The sequence below is a fragment of the Lactobacillus sp. ESL0228 genome, assembly GCF_003692825.1.
Taxonomy (GTDB): domain Bacteria; phylum Bacillota; class Bacilli; order Lactobacillales; family Lactobacillaceae; genus Lactobacillus.
Genome location: NZ_REHJ01000006.1, coordinates 14,655 through 35,166, shown reverse-complemented (window position 1 = coordinate 35,166; position 20,512 = coordinate 14,655). Strand labels below are relative to the sequence as shown.

Below are 20,512 nucleotides of genomic sequence, written 5' to 3'. Positions count from 1 at the left end.
TCTCCTTTTTCTTGCCTTTTGCTTTATTATAAAGATAATTTAGTGTAACGATTTTCTTAAATGATAGCGTTTACTATAATAAACAGAAAAAGTTTTACAAATGAGGTAAATCAATGCCAACTAAAGAACTCAGTTCTGCTGAACTTCACTTATGGAATATTGTCGAAAATAATCCTGAACAAATTGCAAAAATGTCAATAGTTAAATTAAGTCAATTCGCAAATGTATCTACTGCTACAATCGTACGCACAATGCAAAAAATGGGTTATAGCGGTTATACTTCTTACCGTGAATCTTTGAAACTAAAGAGTAAATCAAACTCTGCCTTTAGCGTCTTAAATGACGCTGACGATAAAATCCGTCATGTTATTACTAAAAACGAAATTGAGATGAACAATACTCTCCATAATCTCAGCTATAGCACAATTGAAGACAGTATTTCATTGACTAAACAAGCAAAAATTGTCTTTATTTTTGCTCGCGGTCTCTCAGAATCAATTGCCAATGAATTAATGGTTAAGTTGCAGTTAACTGGGAAATATTGCGAATTTCATTCTGACCCAAATATTATTAAAACTATGGCTAGTAAAATTAAGCCTAATGCACTTGCCATTTTTATTACCCTAAATGGCGAAACCGAAGAATTAGTTGCGGCAGCAGCCATTTTGAATAAAAATGAAATACCAATTTTAACTTTTACTACCAATCCAGCTGGAAGTATCATGCCTTATTCCACCCTGTCATTTATCGGATATATGTCAAAAACAAATTACTTTCCTGAATATGAGGTGCGTTCACGTTTACCTTTGCAAATTATGACACGTATTTTTAGTGACGCCTATTCTGTTAGAACTGACTTTTATAAAAACAAATAAAAAAACACGAAGTTATTTAAATAACTTCGTGCTAGTAATTTATATAGTAAATTTCAAAATATCTGTTCTTAACTAGAAGCTTTTATAACATTATTCAACTTCTAACTTATCATGCCAAGACTTTGCTCCTTTGAGTGCTTTGTTTAAATTTTCAATATTTTCTTTGCCTTTAGTTGCAAGCCATTTGCGCCCTGCTTCTTCACTTTCGCCTGCAAATGGTTTAATTGCTGGTTTCCACGTAGCTCGGCCGCAAAGAACACCATTAAATTTTGCTCCCACATCCTCAGCCATTTTAATCTCAGCAATAAACTCTTCGCTTGTCACACCAGCTGATAAGAAGATATAAGGTAGATCGGTTGCTTCGGATTGTTTTTTCAATAATTTTTTAGCTTCATCTTGAGTATAAATAACGTTGTTATCGCCATTAAAGCCTTCAACATACTTAAGATTAAAGGGAATTTCTACCTTTAAAACTGTCACATTATATTGAGGTTTTGAAAATTCTTGCATGGTTGCAATAACTTTAGCAGCCTTAACTTTAGCAAAATCTTCACTCTTAGCATCAGTAATCTTGGAATCATAAGTTAATAATTCCAAAAATAATGGCAATTCGTTGGCCTTAGCTTCTGCACCAACTCTTTCAACGAATGCTTTCTTCTTGTCATTAATTTCCGCACCCTCATCAGGATCGTAATAAACCAAGAACTTTATAGCATCGCCGTCTTCATTTTTTATGCGCAGCCCTGACTGGTTGGCAATTAAATCTGGCATTCTACCAGGTTCAGTAGTGTCATATCCAGTCTTTTCATATGATAAAAGCAATCCACAATTCTTATCTCTAACTTTAGTAGCCGGAAGACCATACTCAGGATCTGTCAATATTGAAGAAGCATAAGGCGTTAATTCACTTGAAACTGCCTTTTTAAAATCAATAATTGTTGTTTCATCTGCTGGCTTATTAGCAGCAGCAGCCAACATTTTTTTTAGTGATCCCCGTTGATCAATAGCTAAGGCACTAATTACACCATCTTCAGTTGATAAATTAGCCATATGCTTAGCAACAGTAGAAGTAATTGTTCTCATTATATATCTCCTTTGATAATTTTTTAATCGCACACAATTATTATATACTCAAATTACTAGCTTTAAAAGCGGTACCAATCTTTGTGTAAAGCTTTACAGATGATTTATTATTTTAGAAAAACTTTACTCAATACTGTATCTAATCTATTTGAATTTCAACATTTTTATTCCTAAAATTGACAAGACTTGAATATTTATTTTGTGTTAGAATTTAACTAATAAAAAGTTAACACAAACGATATTGAGGTGTTTCTTATGACATTTACCTATACGCTAAGATACATGTTGGATCCACAAACAAATACATCAGAAAAAAGGCAAAAGTTACTAAATTTTGTTAAAAAAGCAAAAATTGATGATGTTGCGTTTTTTATTAATGGAGAAGAGTTGAACCATAGTCACCTAACTACAAATGAGACTCAAGTATGGCTTGATGCAATTAAACCTATGCAAAAAGAGTTAACGAGATTAGGCGTCACAACTAGTTTAAATCCTTGGACTACAATTATGCATTCAGATAGAGGTTATCAAGTCAATCCAACAATTGGATTCAAGACTTTTGTTGATCTTAATGGTAATAAAGCAAAAGATATGGCTTGTCCTGCTGATCCCCATTGGCGCAAATATATTTGTAAAATTTACGCTCAATATGCCAGTATCCATCCCCATCGTCTTTGGCTTGAAGACGATTTTCGTCATTACAATCATTCACCACTCGGTTTGATGTGCTTTTGTCCATACCATATGAAGTTATACAAACAGAGATTAGGTTTTACAGAATCACGCACAGATTTCGTTAAAAAACTTCTCCAACCAGGAAAAGTTACCAAAGAGCGACAAGTTTATCTTGACCAAGCTCGCCAAGAAATGATTGAAAATGAACATTTAATTGAACAGGCAGTGCATAGAGTTAGTCCAGAAACCGATTTGGCTCAAATGACTTCCTATCCTGACTGGCACGCGGTTGAAGGACGCGATTGGCAAAAATTGTTTATTACACAAGCTGGCTCAGGACATACTCCAATTGCTCGTCCTCATCTGCCAGCTTATAACGAAGTAGCACCATTAAAATATGGGCGTGATTTTGAAGCATATACTCGAATTACTGCGGCTTTTTTAGGAGAAGAAACTGACCTTTATCCTGAATTAGAAAATTATATGTACTCACCACTAGTTAAATCACTATCTTTTACAAAGTTTCAGATTATCACATCTATTTTAGTGGGTAGCAAAGGTATTTTGCTCAACCTATTTGATATGATGGGCAATGGTATTAACGCCTCTTGGCATTATGCTAAAATGCTATCTGAAATCAAGCCGTTTATAACTGAGCTTTCAAATAACCGCTTGTCCATAAACCATTTACGCGGCATTAAGGTATTAGTCGATCAAGATTCTAGTTACAGTCTTCAAACCCCAACAGGTAAGGACATCACTGAGCTTTTGCCCCATGAAAAAAATTGGGCCAGTTTGCTTGGATCTTTTGGTTTCGCCACAACAATCACTACCGTTAATTCGGAAAGTCAACTAAATAATGAAACTATTGCTATATCTGGACAACTGCTGCGTAACTTTTCTAATGAAAAAATTACTGATCTATTACGCAATAACTTTGTTTTACTTGATGGCGAAAGCGTACAAGTGCTTTTAGATCGTGGCTTAAATAGTTTATTACATATTAAAAAAGCAAGATGGCACAAATGTAGAACAGCTTATCAATCATACGAACAAGCAGACGGATATCGAATTAATAATGTTGTCAATCCACGAATCACGATGCTTCAACATACTGGTAATTACTTAAAACTTGACTATGAAAAAAATTCTCCTGTTGAAATCTGCTCTAATGCATACAACTCAGTAGGAGAAAAACTGGGTAATTTTATGACTATAGTTAACAAGAGAACAATCATTTTACCGATGGATCAAGATCCTAAATACGGTTGGGAATCTCAATATACTACTTATAAACAAGAACTTTTGCAGCAAATGATTAATCAGATTCATTCCGTTGATTATTTGGTTGATATGCCCAATGTTAAATTAAATATTCAAGATGATGGTAAAATTGCGTGGTTAGCTAACTTTACTTTGGACAGTTACAAAGAAATCAGATGGCACTTGTCTCATCCTCTATCCAAAGATAAGGTAACCGTTATTAAACGAAAAGGAAAATCCTTTATTTGTAAAATGTTATCAATTAAAGTCGAAAATAATATTGCTACTATTTCCACCAAACTTAATCCACTCGAAACAATTCAATTATTGTTCTAATTTGTGTAAAAATAAAACCTGATTTTCTTTTCAAATCAGGTTTTATTTTTATTTAAGTTTTTATTTTTTCATTTTTGCTAACATTTTGGAAATGTCGACCATACCAGCTTTTCCAGCCGTAATATAATCAGAATCCATACCGTTCATTTGGCTATTCAGCCATTCAATAACTAGGGGTAAATTCATTCCTGCAATCAAATGAAACTGTTCACCAGCCATAATCAGCTGGCTAATCACATTAGCTGGTGTACCACCCATTAAATCAGCAAATACCGTAATATTTTCTGGATTGACACCAGCAATTTCCTTTTCAAATTTTTGCTTAAAATTATCTGGTCCTTCTGATGGAAGTAAACATACAGCGTGAACATGTTCTTGTTCACCCATAATTAACTCAGCACTAGCTTTTACTCCCTCGGCCATGTTTCCATGACTAATTAAAATCAATTCATTTTTTGCCATTTATATTCTTTTTCCTTAATAATTAAATTTTTGCAATAACACCAATACCGCCTAAAATGACACAAAGTACTAATACAATTAAAATTGCCTTAGTTGAAGTCATCCCTTTCTTTCCAAGCAGCCAATATACAAAGGCTACCACAGCCGCTGGCAAAAGTTTCGGAATAATCATATCAAGATTATTTTGAACATTCATGGTAACCTTGCCTATTTGTGGCACCCAAGCAAACTTGATATTAACCATTGTAGCCACTAGCGCACCGACCATAAATACTCCCAATACGGTAGCAGAATCAGTTAAAGCATTTAAACTATCACGCATATCAGTAACGAGGGATACTCCCTTATCATAAGCAAAATGTAGCTGTTTCCACCGGAAAACACAGATTAATAAACTGGCAATTACCCAGATAACAACACCGATGGGATTGCCTTGCGCAGCCATTGAAGCTGCCAAAGCACCAAAGATAGTTGGAACAAGGGAAGCAAAGATCGAGTCCCCAATAGCAGCAAACGGACCCATCAATCCAACTTTCAAACTTGTAACTGTATCCTTACCCTCAATTCCTTCATTCTCTTCTACAGCCAAATCAATACCAGTGACAATTGTATTAAAAAAGTTAGAGGTATTGAAGAACTGCATATGAGTTTTCATCATTTCTTTCAATTCTGGACTATCATCACCATAAATTTTTCTTAGCTGCGGTAAAATTGTGTACAAATAACCACTATTTTGCATTCTTTCATAATTCCATCCCAGCTGAAAACCGAATAATGACCTACGGTTAATTTGCTTAAAATCTTTATCCGTTAACTGATACTTTGGTTTAGAGTTCGTCATCAGTGATCTCTCCTTTATTATCATCAATTTTTGAGCTTGCATTATCACTTGAGGCCACGACATTCTTAGCAGCCGCTTTATTAATTGGAATACTCTTATAGTGCAGAATTGCTAAAGCTAATCCTATCATGGCTATTGCTAACATTGGAAGTCCATTGAAAGTGGCAGTGAATGATTTATTTGCAGCAGCAACTCCAGCACCTAAAGCTTGAATGTTAGAGAAAATAACAGAGAACAAAGTCGTAATGGTAAATCCTAGTATTAAATAAGCAATATGCTTTTTAACTGGAAGATAGCGTAGCAATATCGCAAATCCAACTGCTGGAAGTGTGGCACCTGCAACAGTTAACCCAGTACCTAACCACATTAAATCACCATTTAGTGCATTAGCAATTGTTTGAACTAAACCACGTCCAAACGCCAAGGCAATGAATACTGGTACTGCACGAGATAATGACCATGGGATTGCACCGTATAAAACATTTCTTTCAACCGCACTATAATTTATTTTATCCTGGTCGATCAAATGGTCAATTCTATGCGCAAAATATGTATTAGCAAATCTTGCCAAAACATCCAACTCAACCATAATTGCTGCAACTGGTACTGCAATTGATGAAATAGCCGTTTGGGGGCTCATGCCCTTAACGCTAGTTGAAAATGCAGTCGCTAAAACTGTTCCTGTTGTTGCATCTATCTTTGAAGCACCACCAAAAGTACCTACTCCTAAAACCATTAACTGCATTGATGCTCCAATGATTAATCCAGTTTGTAAATCGCCCATAATTATTCCTGCAATCAAACCTGCACCAACAGGAGTGTTCAATGATGAATAAATCTGCAACTCGTCAAGAATTTCTAAACCTGCGTATATTGTAAGCAGTAATATTTGCCACCAAACCATTTTCTTCCTCCTACTTCATTTTTTCATCAATCATTTTCATTAAATCATGCGCATCAACGCTTGGATTAACTTGAGCTATTAAATTTACTCCTTTAGCGGCAATTTGTTTAAAAATTTCAACATCATTTGAACTGATATTAACCTGTTTGGTTAACTCAGTAGTGTCCTCTTTTTTAGACATATTCCCAACATTAATCGTTTCAAGATTAACACCTAAGTTAAGAAGATTGAGAAATTTTTGTGGCTTTTTTGCAACAATGAAAATTCGCTGATTACCATAACGATCCTTATTTAAATGATCCGCCGCAACCACAGTTGGTAAAACGCTTAATCTAGTTGTCATTGGCGTCGCCATTCTTAAACCACTTTTTTGAATGTCATCCTTTGCCGCCGCTTCATCAAGAACGATAATTCGTTCTACCTGCAACTTAGGAGTCCAAAGATTGGCTACTTGACCATGAACCAAGCGCTCATCAACTCTTGCACCCACAATATTCATATATACCTCCATCTATACTAAGTAAACCCTCACATTATTATAAAGCGCTTTCACAATTACATAATAAGGTACCAACCAGTTTTTGTCAACAAATAATTTATAATAATTAAAGTCTTAACATTTTACTGGTTAAAAAATTCTTACAATCACTCATTCAAGTGCCTTTTAAAATTGGTGGATTGTCACCCCTTTAACGACTCGGTTAACTGTGCCAGTTGGCGATGGCGTATCTGGCTTATTACCCACTTTAATTGAGGTCAACAGTGCTAGCGTCTGACCAAACATTATATCTGGCAAGGCCAAATAGGCATTGGGTAGCAAATTTTTTTCAGCAAAAGTGAATGATTGTCCGTCAAAGTTTTGGCCCTCTTTTTCTTGACCAACTGCCATGACAAGCGGCACAATTTGATCATCTTTGATCTCATTTAAGATATCCAAGTCGTATTGTCTGGTATAAGAATTATTTGAGACAAAATCAAAAACAATTGTCTTTTTGTCCAAAAATGACTTTGGACCATGACGAAGCCCCATTGACGTGTCAAAGAGGGCAGCTACTTTACCAGCAGATAATTCCAAAATTTTCAGCCGTGCTTCTTCGGCAAGGCCACCAAGACTACCACTTCCGATATAAGTGATACGGTTAAAATTAGTATCAACGATCGTTTGTATTTCACTTTCCCGTTCAATGACACTTTCGCCCATTTGGGCAATCTGTTCAATTATCTTACCCTTTTGCTTATCAGCCATTTGGTCAAAAACGAGCAGGGTTGCAAGACTCATACACGTAAATGAGCCGGTCATCGCAAAGCCTTGGTCGAGCGATTTTTCCGGCATTAGCAATACTAGTCCGCATGGATCACCAATCAGGTCTTGGGCTAACTGGCCAGCAGGCGCACAGGTAATGGCAATTTGATACAAGTGCTTGACCATTTTTTTGGCTAATTCAACCGTTGCCACCGATTCAGGCGAATTACCACTGCGTGCAAACGAAACTAAAATCGTTGGTGTTTCTGGTTCAAGGTAATCTTCTGGCGTAGATACAATTTTAGTGGTATCGATAGCTTCGAAGTTATACTTGCTGCGATCGCCGTGCTTTTGCAAGTATGGCATCACGGTATTGCCAACATAGGCACTAGTTCCAGCGCCAGTGAAAATAACCCGTACCTTACTCCATTGTTGGTTAATTTTAGCTAAAAAAGCCGAGATTTCATCTTTTTTATCCTGGTATATTTCCCATGTTTCCAGCCATAATTTAGGTTGTTGCTCAATTTCACGAGCCGTGATTTTAGCATTCATTTGTTCTAATTCTGCATCTGTTTTAGTAAACATTTATTTTCCCCTTCTATTAAAAATCAAAATAACTTATTGTATTGGCGCGAACGATAAATAAACTTGTCACCGCGGGCTAGTGATATCGTAAACTCGATCGGAATATTTTTTTCATTGATAGTTTTACGGAAAATTTTCAAACACGGTAAACCAGCTTTTTCATCTAAATACTGACCCTCTTGCTTGCTTAAACTAACAGCCTGCACGTCCTCAAACGCCATTACACCAATTTGGTTGTACTTTTGTTTGAAAACGCCGTACAGCTGCTGATCTTGCAGGTCAGTAATCTTAAGATCTGGAAAAAGCCTGGCTGGTAAGTAGCTTTTACTAAAAATCCGTGGCTGGTTATTGGCTAAACGTATGCGTACCAACTCATAAACTTGTTCATCTTCGGTTAAATTCAGTTGTTCGATGATATGCTGATTCGGAGTAACTAATTCTAAACTTCGATTCTGAGTCGAGGCTTTTTGACCAGCCCGTTTCAATTCCTCAGAAAAAGAATACATCCCGCCGATATTAGGTTGATCAAGAACGACACTCGCAACAAAAGTTCCTTTGCCATGAAGACGATAAATTAATCCGCGCTCTTCTAGATTTTGCAACGCTAATCTAATAGTATTACGACTAATACCGTATTTAATTAAAAGTTGACGCTCACTTGGTAAGCGGGCATTTGGCTTCATCTTTTTGATTTGTTTTTCTAAATCAGTAATCACCCGCTGATAAAGCGGTTTTTGCATTGTCTTTCTTCCTTTCTAACTGGTTGATACCACTTATGATTTGAGTGTAGCAAAGAAAGCGGTTAATTGCAATCTGATTTTAGCTTATTTTATCTTTTCATCAGTACTTATCTGAAATGCACTCACTTTTGACAGCATTCGCAACATTTTAGTCATAAAAAAGACCAGTAAGATTGTTCACCTTACTGACCTTCGTTATGATTTTATTTATTTATTTTATTACCGCGCCAATCGTAATACTTTTGGCTGAGGCGATTTTTTGGATTATCATAAACGACTACCCGATACAATGCATAAATTGTTCCCACCATTGCAACTAAACTGGTTAACCAATTTTTGAAAAGTACTTGCACAAGATTAATTACGATTACAAACACAGTCCACATAAAAAGTCCATTACGTCTAGCTACTTCTTTTGGTGTAACCTTTTCTTTTTTCATTCAAATCATCCTTACCAGAATCATTGTAATTAACTATGCTTTTCAGCTGCGGCATATTCTATATTCCTCTTCTTCATTTCACGTGCATACCACCAGAATAATAGAAGATAAACTGCCAAAGCGGCAATTGCATAAACAATGAACATACCGTGTTGCTTCCATGCATTACCAACTAGATAAGCCAAGAATTTTTCAACTGGGCCTTCCATCGTGGTATCAGAAACCAATGTGTGGGCCGGAATTGCTGCACCAACTGAGTGAGCCATGTTGGTAACAAATGGACCAACCATTGTACCTGCCCAAAGGAAGATTGGTAATTCAACCGTACCGATAATAATCATCCGAATGATTTTACCGCGAGTAACAACTAACAAAGCTGGCGTTACACCCATGGCAATAATACCACCGAGTGGCATTAATCTGTTACCAGGCAAAACCATTGCTTCAAGCATCATAATTGGTGCCAAGACATTGGCAGCTGCCCAGATTTCAGACCGACCAGCAAGAAATGGCCAGTCAAGACCAATGTTAAATGTCCTGCCGGAAAATTTCTTGGTGGCGAAGTCTGCAATTCCTTGTGATAGCGGCTCAACCGAAGCAATAAACCATGAGCCAATAACGGAGAAGAGTTCAATACATGAACCACCAACAAAGGATAGCGTAAACATATCTTTCCATCCCTGTTCAGTGGCAAAGTTATTGCCTGCAAGTAAGGAAACAAAGACACCAAGGTAAACACCAATGGCAAATCTGCTGCCCCAGAAACCAATTTTTTCATTCAACTTAGTTGAGTCAAAGTCGAATTTATCAAGCCACGGAAGACACTTATCAAAGAACTTGTTGAAGACCATGATAATAGGGTTCATCATATAATTCATGTGCGTGGTCGTCATTGGGTTACCTTCAGGCGCATCAAGTAAGTCATTGAAAGTTGGTTTCATCAAATCAGAGTTGATGATCTTCATTGTTCCAATAAAAATAACCAGTAGAGTCGAAAGCCATAATGGTGCTCCGACATAAACACAGAACAAACCGATAAAGGCTAAATGCCAAACGTCAAAAATATCAACATCCAAAGTGTTGGTTTTGTTCATTACTAGTAAAACAACGTTCAAAATGATTAATACTAAGAGGTAAAAAAGGGTATAAGGCGAACCCCAAGTAATTGTTGCTAATGGTGCCCAACCCATATCCTGCATATCCATATGAATTCCAGTGTGCTTAACAAACTGCATCATTGGTTTTTGAAATGCCGTAGTTAGCATATTCATAATATTACCGATCGCCGTAATCGCAATCGCTAATTTCATACCACCTTCGAGCGCTTTAGAAAATTTAACCCGAAAGAGTAAAGCAATAAGTGTTAACACGATTAGCATTATCGTGGCTGCACCCATATCAATCAGTGGTTTAAAAAGTGAATTAGCGAAATTAATTATTCCGTTCATTATTAGTTCCTTTCAAATAAAACTATTTTGCATTAATTTCCTTAACTACTTTTTCTACATTGTCATAAACCGGTTTGGCCATTGTTGGTATCCGGTACAAAATAGCACCGGCATCAATCAGCGGAATCTTCGGTGTAAATGAAAGATCAGTCTTGGCGATTGTTAGGTAGCCATCATAGTGTGACAATAATTCCTCATTGACATCTTTAACCATGTAAGCATCAACCTTAACGTTATAGCCACGCTTTTTCATTTCTTCCTCAACTGCATCTTTAATTTGGTGCGATGAGTTAACCCCTGCCCCACATGCAGCAATAAATTTAACTTCTCTACTCATAAAAATACCCCCTATTGCTTAAAATACTCACTTAAAAACTGATAAATTTTATCAGGGTCAGTAAGACTGAATAACTCTTGTAGTTTTGAAACAGACGTAAGTCGAAGAAAGTCCATGATTTGTGCCAAGATATTTGCCTGTCCTTCCGGATCATTATTTAAAATCATAAATAAGAATTTCACTGGTAATTCTTGATCAGGCGCAATCATATTTTTAAATCCAACCGTCGACTTCAAGGCAACCGGAATTACTAAACGCGTATTAACAAATTCCCCTTCAGTGTGCGGTACTGCAATATTAGGCAGTTCTTTTGCAATCGGTGACGTGTCAATTCCAGTCGGGTAATCGGCCTCTCGTTTGGCGATTTCAGTAAAGAAATCAGCCTTAACAAGATCTTGTTGCAGCAAATTCTCTGAAACTTCCTTTAAAACCGCGGTTGAATCAATCGCATCGCTGACAAATACAGCTTTTGGTGAAAACAAGCTATCTACTTTCACAGCTCAGACTCCTTTTCCATACTAGGCAAGCACTTTCGTTTTTGTTTGAAAATGTTTTATTTTGTTTGCTTGTCTATTGCTATTATATGTAATCGGATTCAAAATTGCAACAAATTTTACAAATTTCAGTAAATAAGAATGTCAAAAACTTCATGAGTTAGTGGTTTGCTTAACTTTACCGCTTTAATTAAAAAAGCCCATGATTCTGTTTGACCATGGACTTTTGTGTGCGATTAAATTTTGTTTTTTATTTACTTTTATTAGTCGTGGTATACGCCTTCGGCCCACTTCTTATTTTCTTCATCAAAGAAGTGAACATTATCCTTTTGATCAGGATTTGGCTTTGCAATACCATCAATTTTGGTAATTAATTTGCGGTTATCGTCAGTTGGAGCATACTTAGCGTTCAAAAATGAATCTACAATATCAAAAATGAAATCACGTCCAAGCACAATACCGCCGAAGCCAATAACATTTGCATTTAATTCACGGCGGGCATATTCAGCTTGGGTAGCGTCGCCAACCATCGCTGCTCGAATACCCTCATTTTTATCAGCAGCCGTTGAAATACCGATGCCTGTCCCGCAAAGAACGATGCCAAGATCAGCGCGGCCATCAGCAACATCTTCTGCTACGCGTTTACCATACATTGGATAGTGAGTTCTTGTGTTGTCATGCGTACCTTCATCAATTACACGATAGCCCTCATCCTTAAGGTGATCAGAAATAGCCATTTTAATTGCAGTCACAATATGATCATTACCCAAGGCAATCACCGTATGCTTATCAATTTTAGGATCAACAAATTCTGGTTGTGGTCGATCATTATCTAACATTTCTAGCCCTCCTTTAGATCATTTCTTCTAACATGTTTAGCCGAATCTGATGCCGTCCGCCAGCATAATCAGTATCAAGATAATGTTGCACGATCGAATAAGCTAACTTTTCACCAACAATGCCACTACCCAAAGCGATAGCCTTGGCACCGTTGTGCATCGCTGTCATGTGGGCGGTTCTTTCCTCGTTCACATTTGCGGTGACCATCCCTTTGACCTTGTTAGAAGCCATTGCCGAGCCTACACCATATTCATCAAACATGATGGCCTTTTTAATACCATTATCCAGCACTTCGCGTGTAACGAGCAAACTAGATTCAACAAAATCTGCTGCTGCTTTTGTTGTAACGTCCAAGACCTCATAATTGTGATCCTCCAAGTACTGCTTGACTTTTTCCTTTAAGTCAAAGCCAGCCTGATCGCTACCAATAACAACTTTCATAGCTAAAACTCCTCTCAAAACAACTACTTATAAATAGTTGTAAATTGACTATAATGTTTTTCCAATTCAGGATCGATACCACGATTAGTAATCAAACCATCAACATTGCGCAAGTCATAAAATTGATGAAAATCGCTGTGATCTAATTTAGAATAATCAGCCACTATCAATTTAATTTGTGAATGATCCAATCCGATTCCTTCGGTTTGACCCTCTTCTAAGTTAGCTGTTGTCATAGAAGTATCTTTAATGCCATTAACACCTACAAAGCCGACAGAAAAAGACATTGTTGCAAGTTCACTATTAGCAAGAGCTCCTAAAAAAGCACCACTGATTCTCCGATAAGAACCGCCAATCATGATCAGATCATAATTATTAGGACTGTTTTTAGCCACTTCAAAAACTGGTAGTGAATTAGTCACTATCCTGAGATGCTTAACTTTAAGGTTAGCAACCATTAATTCTAAAGTAGTGCCCGGACCAACATAAATTGAATCATTTTCATGAATTAGATTGCAGGCGCGCTTGGCAACTTCAATCTTTTCCTTACTATGAATCTCTCTTTTTTGTTTGTAACTTTTTTCAATACGGCTTTGGTCTGACAAAAGCTGCGCGCCACCGTGAATACGCATAATCTTGTTGGACTTATGCAATTCATTTAGATCCCGCCTGATTGTCATATCAGACACCTTGAGTGCTTGAGCCAATTCATCGACTGTTACAAACTTTTGCGTGTTTACTATCTGTAAAATCGTCTTTAATCTTTCACTTTTTAACATGGTTACCTACTTTTTAAACTAGATTAAGCAACTAACTTAGTTCATCTTTTAGTATAATTGTTCTATTTTGTTTGTCAATGTTTGAACATGTTTGAATAATATAAGAAGATTAGAAGTCATTGCTATATTTATTTAATTTTTTTACCTTAAGTAAAAATATAATGCATTTTCAAACTTTTTAACAAGTAAAAACGAATATTTATTAAAAAATACCTCTATTTTATTTTACATTGGTCTCACACGAAATTAATTTGCAAACAAAAAGCTAGCCTGGTTTTCACCAAACTAACTTTAGAAGTTACTTTATATTGCGCACGTTAAATCGACTTACAACTAACTACTTTTTGACTTCTTCGGCAATTTTTTGGTACTTACGAACAATATTATAGTCACTGTCCTTAGCTCGAATATAACCTTCTTGATTATAAACGCTTTCGATCACCTTTTTACCGGCTTTTGACTTGCTAATTGCGATGAAGGCCTTAGCTAATTTTTCACGGAAAGCCTTAGACATACTTGGTACAACAGAAATCGTGTCATTAGGAACCGGACGCGTGTAGTAAATTGGAATAACTTGCGATTTAATCTTTGGATTATCTTTCAAAACGTTGTTACGCGCATCTTCAAAAACAAACGCGGCATCGGTATCCTTGTTTAAGACATTAAGCACGCCTTGATCATGGCCAGTAACTGTAACCAACTTACAATTACGCTTAACGTCAAATCCTTTTTGCTTCAATTCTGCTACTGGGAAAATATAGCCTGTAGTCGAAGTTGGATTTTGGATCGAAATTGATTTACCCTTCAGATCTTTCCAGCTCTTGATTGGCGAACCTTTTCTAACTAAGATTTCTGAGCGCAAAGTATGAACTAACTCCTTGGTCCAAGTACCTTCGGGCGCCTTCAAGCCGTAACGTTCTGATTGCAATAAAACATCAGCTGCACCTTGCTTATGTGCTTGCACATAAGCGTCAGCTGGCAAGAAGCCTGCGTCAACCTTTTAGATTTCATTGCTTCGATGACCGTATTATAATCAGTCGACACGGTAACATGAACTGGAATACCAAGGCGCTTTGAAAGCATTTTTGCAAGTGGCTTAGCTTGACCTTCCATCTTGTCGGCTGCAACACTTGGCACGAATTGAACGTTCAATGACTTGGGTGTGCCACTTGCGTTCTCTTTCTTGTTTGAATTCGAACAACCTGCTAAGGCAACCACGCTGAGCATCGCAACTATAGTGACGAGCACTTTTCTTATTTTTGACATAATTTCCTCCCGAGCTTTGCAAAAAATTGACCAATAAAAAAGACTTAATGTTTAACACGAAAGTGAAAAATTAAGTCTTTTATTGAATCCAACAATTAAAAATAAAAACGATTGTATGACTTGGATAAAAGTAAAAGTTAGTAATGAAAAAATTGTTTTTAAACCGACCAAATTTTTCATCTTACTAACTCCCTTCTACTATCATTTAACCAAGAAAAATAATAGCACAAATATTTTGTTTACGAAAGATAATTAACAAAAAACAAGCTCAAATGAGTTCGCTCTGATAAAAACATTAATTGTTGTACTTCTTGTCGCTGATTACTTTACCGTTGCCAATCGATTTTATCTTTTGGGTATTATCGTCATCATCATCACCTACATGGCGGAAAAGCCCACCAGTATATAGCAAAACTTGCTTGTGTTCAAAATCTTCATGCTCAAAAGTATAAGTTATCTTGTAAGTTACGCTACTACCATTGTTTGGTGCTGGCATGATAGAAACAACGTTGCACTCCATTGATGTATCGATGATATCATCATCGTCAGCAAAATTGGAACTTTGCGTGTGCAAGTCTTGGTAGCTCTTATTTTCGGCACCACCGATAAAATTATCTTCATCTGGTGAGTTGAAATTATCTTCCAGGATTTGTTCGGCTTCTTTCTTATCAATCAGCCCTTTCCAACTTGGCTTGACAACATTATCTTCACTGTCATCATCATCCGCAAAACCTAAGTCATCATAATTAATCGTTTCTGATCTAATCATTTTGCCGTCAACTTTAGTCTCAACGTAGATTTTCATATCATTAATAACTGGATAGTCGTTAAAGGTCTTAGTTCCATTGTTATTGAGAACGCCGACTTGCTCATCATTAATATAAACCGTAGCTTTAGGTATACTCTTAATCATAAAGTTGACCGTCTTGATGTCCATATTGATTGCTTGGTTAGAAAAAATGTCAACATTCTTATTAGCAGCCAACTTATACCCAGAAGCAATCGACTTAACCGCAATATGGTACTTACCTGGAAATAGTGGCGTGACTTTTTTATAGTAATCTTCACCACTACCATCAACACCGCCAATCTTTTTACCATTAACAAAAATAGTTGAATTAGCGTGATTGGTCTCTATATGTGGCGCAAACGTCTTAAACTTCAACTTATATTTAGGAAAAATCAACAAATAATGGCCTGATTCAACTAGTTTAACGTTATTGTAATTATCGCTATATTTAAGTGCATCTGCTATTTTATCCGCCTCATTGCTGTGTTCGGCATAATACTTCTGCGTTGGCTTGAGTGCAGCTGCAGTTACGTGCATGTCCGGATCGTCGCCCATAGCATAGTCGGCTAAATTTTGTTGCGGATTTTTTAAGTAAGCCGTTAGTTGTGCGACCTGGTTACTACGTTGGTAGTGGTTAGAGCCCCAGGCATAAAAAGCCCCGCCCAAAGCCACGATTACGAGTAAAGAAATAAGGATAATTTTATTCCTTTTCTTCATTGGTACGCGTCTTTGTCTAACCTGTACTTGCTGCTTAACTGGAACAGTTTTGGACGCTGACGCCTGCGAAGATTTTGTCCGATATTCTTGCTTACTCTGCTCTTGCTTAGTTAATTTAGTACCGCAACTCGGACAAAAAGTTGCATCAGCCTTTATTTTAGCGCCACAATTAGGGCAAAATTTTCTTTCATTCAATTTAAATCACCCTTAATGTATTGCTGAAAAGGCTTCGTTAATAACTGTGTGAAGCACAGAATTATAGATAATTGAATTTAACACCATCATACAAACAAAAATAATGCCAAAGGCAATTAAAAAGCCATAAATCCGGTCGCGCTTAGCATCTTTATCAGCAAGTAAAATAACTTGTTGACCCATGAAGAATAAGGCGATTATTAAAACTAACAGAATTGTCGCAAACCTAATACTGTTTAACCCCATTAGCATTAATAAGAAGAACAATGTAACAAAAATCAAATTAAAGTTGCTAGCATGAACACCGCGATTAACAAAGTCAAATAGCTTAGGTTGACGATCGTAAATAAATTTATAAGCCAAATAATGGCTGCCAATAACAATAACTTGAAAAACGATTATGAATAGTAGCGCCGTTAAAACAACATTAAAAGGAATATCAACACCACTTAAATTGCCAGTATTAACACCCATATGACCTGCTATTCCCATGGCATCTGCTAAAATTGATTTAGCAAAGTAATAAAGGCTTAATACAAGCAAGATATCTTCAATTATTAACGTTAAATAGCCATACCACTGTTCAGCCTCCACTGTACTCGTAGCTGGATGCTTCCATGATTCAGTGCACCATTGCCAATAACGTTTAAATTGACTATCAATACTTTCCTTTTGGACTACCTGAGTTTGATTTGAAGCTTCTTGTTTTACTTCGGTAGCAATAGTGGCCAAGTCTTGACCGCACTTCGTGCAAAAATTGACGTCTTCCTCCATTAAGGCGCCACAATTAGGACATTTTTTCATCAATACTCCCTCTTCATTATCCAAATTTTCCATTATTATTTATCGCTCTGCAAAATTAAAAAGTTACAGCTTCTTATATAATAACTTTTAGCAGAACAATAAATAAACTCCCACTCAAGATTCTACGTTTTTTAAGTCACAAATTATTTGACTTAAAAAAACAGAATACTTATCAATTGTAAATTTAAATAAAAACAGTGTCAAATATTCTCATAACTATATATTGTCAAGCAGCGGCTATAATTTTATAAAGTACTACTTCGCTTAGTCTGTAGTACACTGAACTTAAAAATAACTAACAATTAATTAATGAGGTTATCCAAAAATGAGAATAGTAAATCTAGATAGTTACGCCCTAAATCCCGGCGACTTAGACTGGTCGCCGTTAGAAAAATTGGGCAATTGCACCTTTTATGATCGCACGCCTGTTGATGATGATAGTGAAATTTTGAAACGGATTGGTAATGCTGAAATTGTCTTGACCAATAAGACTCCGCTAGACCAATTTGTTTTAAGTAAAGCACCCAACTTAAAATACATCGGCGTAACTGCGACTGGCTACAACGTTGTCGATACCAAAGCAGCCCGTAAATATAATATCCCTGTTACCAATATCCCCACTTACGGCACCGATGCGGTTGCACAATTTACCTTCGCACTGCTACTCGAAATCACTAGCCACGTTGGTCTACATAACCAGTTAGTTCATCAAGGTCGCTGGACGACTAATCCCGATTTTACTTTTTGGGCTAAGCCATTGATGGAGCTGCAAGATAAGACACTAGGCCTAATCGGCATTGGCCGCATTGCGCAAAAGGTCGCAGAGATCGGCCACGCCTTTTCAATGAAGGTGATTTTTTATAATCATCGCCCCAAAGAGGGTGTACCAAATTATGTCAAGCAGGTTACCTTAAGTGAGCTCTACCAAAAAGCAGACATTATCAGCCTGCACGTGCCGCAAACACCTGAAACGACAAAGATGATTAACCAACAAGCAATTGCCCAAATGAAAGATGGAGTTATTCTACTTAATACTGCACGGGGCGGATTAATCAATGATGCCGCAGTTGCTAATGCCTTAAATGATGGCAAAATCGCCGCTGCTGGCATCGACGTGGCCACAACTGAACCAATTGCAGCTAATAGTCCCTTGCTCACTGCCAAAAACTGTTACATTACGCCCCATACTGCCTGGGCACCACGCGAAACGCGCGCCCGCCTGCTTAAAATCGCCGTTGCTAACCTAGAGGCCTTTTTAAACGGCCGTGAAGAGAACGTGGCCAACTAAATAACTGCAAGAGACAAAATAGTCTGGGGAAAATAGACACATCCTTATTTATAATAAACTTTTTACTGGTTTGAAGTATTCACATTTAACCCTGCAAAAACTCCTTGAGAAAGTGCAACTAAATCTAATTTGCTTAACTCAAAGCTATTTCTAACAGCCAGTCTAGTTATCTGTTTTTAAGTATTAAGGTATATAATTTCATACTATCTACGAGTACCTTAATATAAAGTGTTTTGTAAATAATATAAAATCACTTATTCTAATGTTTAAAATGTAAGCTATATTAAAAAATTTTATTGTAGTAAATCAAAAATGATTTATATAAGATTCTTTATATTAATTAGCTACATAATAGTTATGCCAATTTTTACTATTGCCAGATACTTGAATAAAGGCAACACCAAGAGCCGAATCTGATCCATCAAAAAAATAATGCAGTGCGAGCGTACCATAAGATTCATCATTATTTTCACCGACAAGTGAACGTCGGGTGGTATCATTTTTTAATAATGCAGAAAAAATTTGCTTAGCAACGTGATCAGGATTGCGGTCTGTCAAAGTAAAATCTAGATTATAAGGACTATTAGGACCATAAAATTCAGGCAATGCGAAGCCTTTTTCGCTATCCATGCCTGCTTTAGCCAAAGTAGGCAGATATGGTGCCATTTTATCAGAAAACCAAGAATCAATTGGCTCTTGGTATTTATACATACCATTCATTGAATTGCTGATATTGTCTTTAGCAAAATCATCTAGCTCCGGACTCTTCTTGTAAGCCTGATAGCCGTTCTGAATACGATAGTCTTGAATTTTTTGCCAAAGTACAGTTTGAATTTGATTAATTTGCTCGTTAGTGAAGTAAACAGCACCATGTTTAAACAGCCACTTGACTTGCTTGGCATCGGGATTGCCCCATTTGCTTGCTTCGTTAGGATCATCAGATACATTGTCGACGGTTCCACGCAAGCCAGGCTTGGTGTTAGCAACTCTAACAAATTTATTCATACGATGCCCATTTAAATTATCGAGTTGATAATATTTTTTACCGTTAATTTTTAAAATTGAATATGCAATATGCGGGGTGCCCTTTTTAATTAGTACATGATTAGTCCTTTTACCAGTTAAGTCGTAAACATAAGAGTCTTTAGTTAAAACCACACCTCGCCAAATATACTTAGCCTTATATTTGGTAATAATTTTGACCGTATTTGCTGGGATATAACGTTCCTGATGAGTTTCATAATCCTTATCGGTGTAGTAGTATTTTTTACCATTAATCATGAAATAACTATAAGCAATAAACTTTTTACCTAATCGGAAAATTTGATTATTTTGTGGTTTGCCATTTTTGTCACATGCCTTTGTATCTTTAGTTTGTTCAAGATAGTATATGGTGCTGAAATCAGTATTTTTATTTTTAGCTGCAAAAATTGGTGCTTGCAGTGAACAATTTATTACTGTAATTGCACTAACTGCTAGTAGCATTACACTAGTTAAAATAATTAAAAATTTTTTATATTTCATAAGATCTCCCTCTAATATAAATATTTATAATTATTTTAGCAGTATTAAAATCGTAAAAAAAGTTATTTTATTATAATAAAGTTTCTTGATAATTTGTCGATTGAATATCATAGTTAGTTCCATTTCCATAGTCAACAGAAAC

At 36.4% G+C, this 20,512-nt stretch carries 20 protein-coding genes and 1 pseudogene; 3 read left to right on the top strand and 18 right to left on the bottom strand.

The features are described from left to right. Positions 1 to 113 precede the first annotated feature (113 nt). Complete coding sequence (locus F5ESL0228_RS01515) at positions 114 to 875, top strand: MurR/RpiR family transcriptional regulator (RefSeq protein WP_122017792.1); 762 nt, start codon at positions 114 to 116, stop codon at positions 873 to 875. Positions 876 to 965: 90 nt separating this feature from the next. Here F5ESL0228_RS01515 and F5ESL0228_RS01510 read toward each other — a convergent pair whose 3' ends face one another. Further along, positions 966 to 1,958, bottom strand: coding sequence for a tagatose 1,6-diphosphate aldolase (locus F5ESL0228_RS01510; protein ID WP_122017791.1), 993 nt, complete (start codon positions 1,956 to 1,958; stop codon positions 966 to 968). Between the two features lie 255 nt (positions 1,959 to 2,213). Between F5ESL0228_RS01510 and F5ESL0228_RS01505 the strand changes: the two genes are divergently transcribed. Beyond that, on the top strand, positions 2,214 to 4,232 hold the full coding sequence (locus F5ESL0228_RS01505) for a hypothetical protein (protein WP_122022651.1): 2,019 nt from the start codon (positions 2,214 to 2,216) through the stop codon (positions 4,230 to 4,232). A 60-nt stretch (positions 4,233 to 4,292) separates the two neighbouring features. Here F5ESL0228_RS01505 and F5ESL0228_RS01500 read toward each other — a convergent pair whose 3' ends face one another. The 16 genes and pseudogenes from F5ESL0228_RS01500 to F5ESL0228_RS01425 form a co-directional block, all read right to left on the bottom strand. Continuing rightward, complete coding sequence (locus tag F5ESL0228_RS01500; protein ID WP_122022650.1) at positions 4,293 to 4,694, bottom strand: PTS sugar transporter subunit IIA; 402 nt, start codon at positions 4,692 to 4,694, stop codon at positions 4,293 to 4,295. A 22-nt stretch (positions 4,695 to 4,716) separates the two neighbouring features. After that, entirely contained in the window at positions 4,717 to 5,535 is an 819-nt protein-coding gene (locus F5ESL0228_RS01495) for a PTS system mannose/fructose/sorbose family transporter subunit IID (RefSeq protein WP_122017788.1), read from the bottom strand. Beyond that, positions 5,522 to 6,439: a PTS sugar transporter subunit IIC gene (locus tag F5ESL0228_RS01490; RefSeq protein ID WP_122022649.1), complete on the bottom strand. Its 918-nt coding sequence runs from the start codon at positions 6,437 to 6,439 to the stop codon at positions 5,522 to 5,524. The genes F5ESL0228_RS01495 and F5ESL0228_RS01490 overlap by 14 nt, the downstream gene beginning before the upstream one ends. A 10-nt stretch (positions 6,440 to 6,449) precedes the next feature. Then, positions 6,450 to 6,938, bottom strand: coding sequence for a PTS sugar transporter subunit IIB (locus tag F5ESL0228_RS01485; protein ID WP_122022648.1), 489 nt, complete (start codon positions 6,936 to 6,938; stop codon positions 6,450 to 6,452). A 165-nt stretch (positions 6,939 to 7,103) separates the two neighbouring features. After that, positions 7,104 to 8,267, bottom strand: a complete 1,164-nt coding sequence (locus F5ESL0228_RS01480; protein ID WP_122017785.1) for an SIS domain-containing protein — start codon at positions 8,265 to 8,267, stop codon at positions 7,104 to 7,106. Positions 8,268 to 8,290: 23 nt separating this feature from the next. Further along, complete coding sequence (locus F5ESL0228_RS01475; protein ID WP_122017784.1) at positions 8,291 to 9,007, bottom strand: GntR family transcriptional regulator; 717 nt, start codon at positions 9,005 to 9,007, stop codon at positions 8,291 to 8,293. A gap of 203 nt (positions 9,008 to 9,210) precedes the next feature. Next, positions 9,211 to 9,447, bottom strand: coding sequence for a hypothetical protein (locus F5ESL0228_RS01470; RefSeq protein ID WP_122017783.1), 237 nt, complete (start codon positions 9,445 to 9,447; stop codon positions 9,211 to 9,213). Between the two features lie 29 nt (positions 9,448 to 9,476). Next, positions 9,477 to 10,895: a PTS galactitol transporter subunit IIC gene (locus tag F5ESL0228_RS01465; RefSeq protein ID WP_122017782.1), complete on the bottom strand. Its 1,419-nt coding sequence runs from the start codon at positions 10,893 to 10,895 to the stop codon at positions 9,477 to 9,479. Between the two features lie 22 nt (positions 10,896 to 10,917). After that, complete coding sequence (locus F5ESL0228_RS01460; protein WP_122017781.1) at positions 10,918 to 11,232, bottom strand: PTS fructose transporter subunit IIB; 315 nt, start codon at positions 11,230 to 11,232, stop codon at positions 10,918 to 10,920. Between the two features lie 11 nt (positions 11,233 to 11,243). Beyond that, positions 11,244 to 11,729 carry a PTS sugar transporter subunit IIA gene (locus F5ESL0228_RS01455; RefSeq protein WP_122017780.1) on the bottom strand — a complete coding sequence of 162 codons (486 nt, stop codon included), beginning with the start codon at positions 11,727 to 11,729 and terminating at the stop codon, positions 11,244 to 11,246. Between the two features lie 260 nt (positions 11,730 to 11,989). Further along, positions 11,990 to 12,565: a galactose-6-phosphate isomerase subunit LacB gene (lacB, locus tag F5ESL0228_RS01450; protein WP_122022647.1), complete on the bottom strand. Its 576-nt coding sequence runs from the start codon at positions 12,563 to 12,565 to the stop codon at positions 11,990 to 11,992. A gap of 13 nt (positions 12,566 to 12,578) precedes the next feature. Beyond that, a complete protein-coding gene (gene lacA / locus F5ESL0228_RS01445) occupies positions 12,579 to 13,007 on the bottom strand; it encodes a galactose-6-phosphate isomerase subunit LacA (protein ID WP_122021299.1) in 429 nt (142 codons plus the stop codon). Positions 13,008 to 13,030: 23 nt separating this feature from the next. Continuing rightward, the gene (locus tag F5ESL0228_RS01440) at positions 13,031 to 13,786 is read right to left on the bottom strand and encodes a DeoR/GlpR family DNA-binding transcription regulator (protein WP_122017777.1); all 756 of its coding nucleotides are present in this window, start codon (positions 13,784 to 13,786) and stop codon (positions 13,031 to 13,033) included. A gap of 337 nt (positions 13,787 to 14,123) precedes the next feature. Further along, positions 14,124 to 15,052 (bottom strand): annotated as a pseudogene (locus F5ESL0228_RS01435) (phosphate/phosphite/phosphonate ABC transporter substrate-binding protein). A gap of 295 nt (positions 15,053 to 15,347) precedes the next feature. Beyond that, positions 15,348 to 16,754 carry a zinc ribbon domain-containing protein gene (locus F5ESL0228_RS01430; RefSeq protein ID WP_122022646.1) on the bottom strand — a complete coding sequence of 469 codons (1,407 nt, stop codon included), beginning with the start codon at positions 16,752 to 16,754 and terminating at the stop codon, positions 15,348 to 15,350. Between the two features lie 12 nt (positions 16,755 to 16,766). Continuing rightward, on the bottom strand, positions 16,767 to 17,558 hold the full coding sequence (locus tag F5ESL0228_RS01425; protein ID WP_158592466.1) for a zinc ribbon domain-containing protein: 792 nt from the start codon (positions 17,556 to 17,558) through the stop codon (positions 16,767 to 16,769). 325 nt (positions 17,559 to 17,883) lie between these two features. Between F5ESL0228_RS01425 and F5ESL0228_RS01420 the strand changes: the two genes are divergently transcribed. Beyond that, positions 17,884 to 18,846: a D-2-hydroxyacid dehydrogenase gene (locus F5ESL0228_RS01420; protein WP_122022644.1), complete on the top strand. Its 963-nt coding sequence runs from the start codon at positions 17,884 to 17,886 to the stop codon at positions 18,844 to 18,846. A 336-nt stretch (positions 18,847 to 19,182) separates the two neighbouring features. On the opposite strand, the gene F5ESL0228_RS01415 is transcribed toward F5ESL0228_RS01420, so the two are convergent. Then, positions 19,183 to 20,370 (bottom strand): SLAP domain-containing protein, encoded by a 1,188-nt coding sequence (locus F5ESL0228_RS01415; RefSeq protein ID WP_122022643.1) that lies wholly within the window; start codon positions 20,368 to 20,370, stop codon positions 19,183 to 19,185. Positions 20,371 to 20,512: the final 142 nt, after the last annotated feature.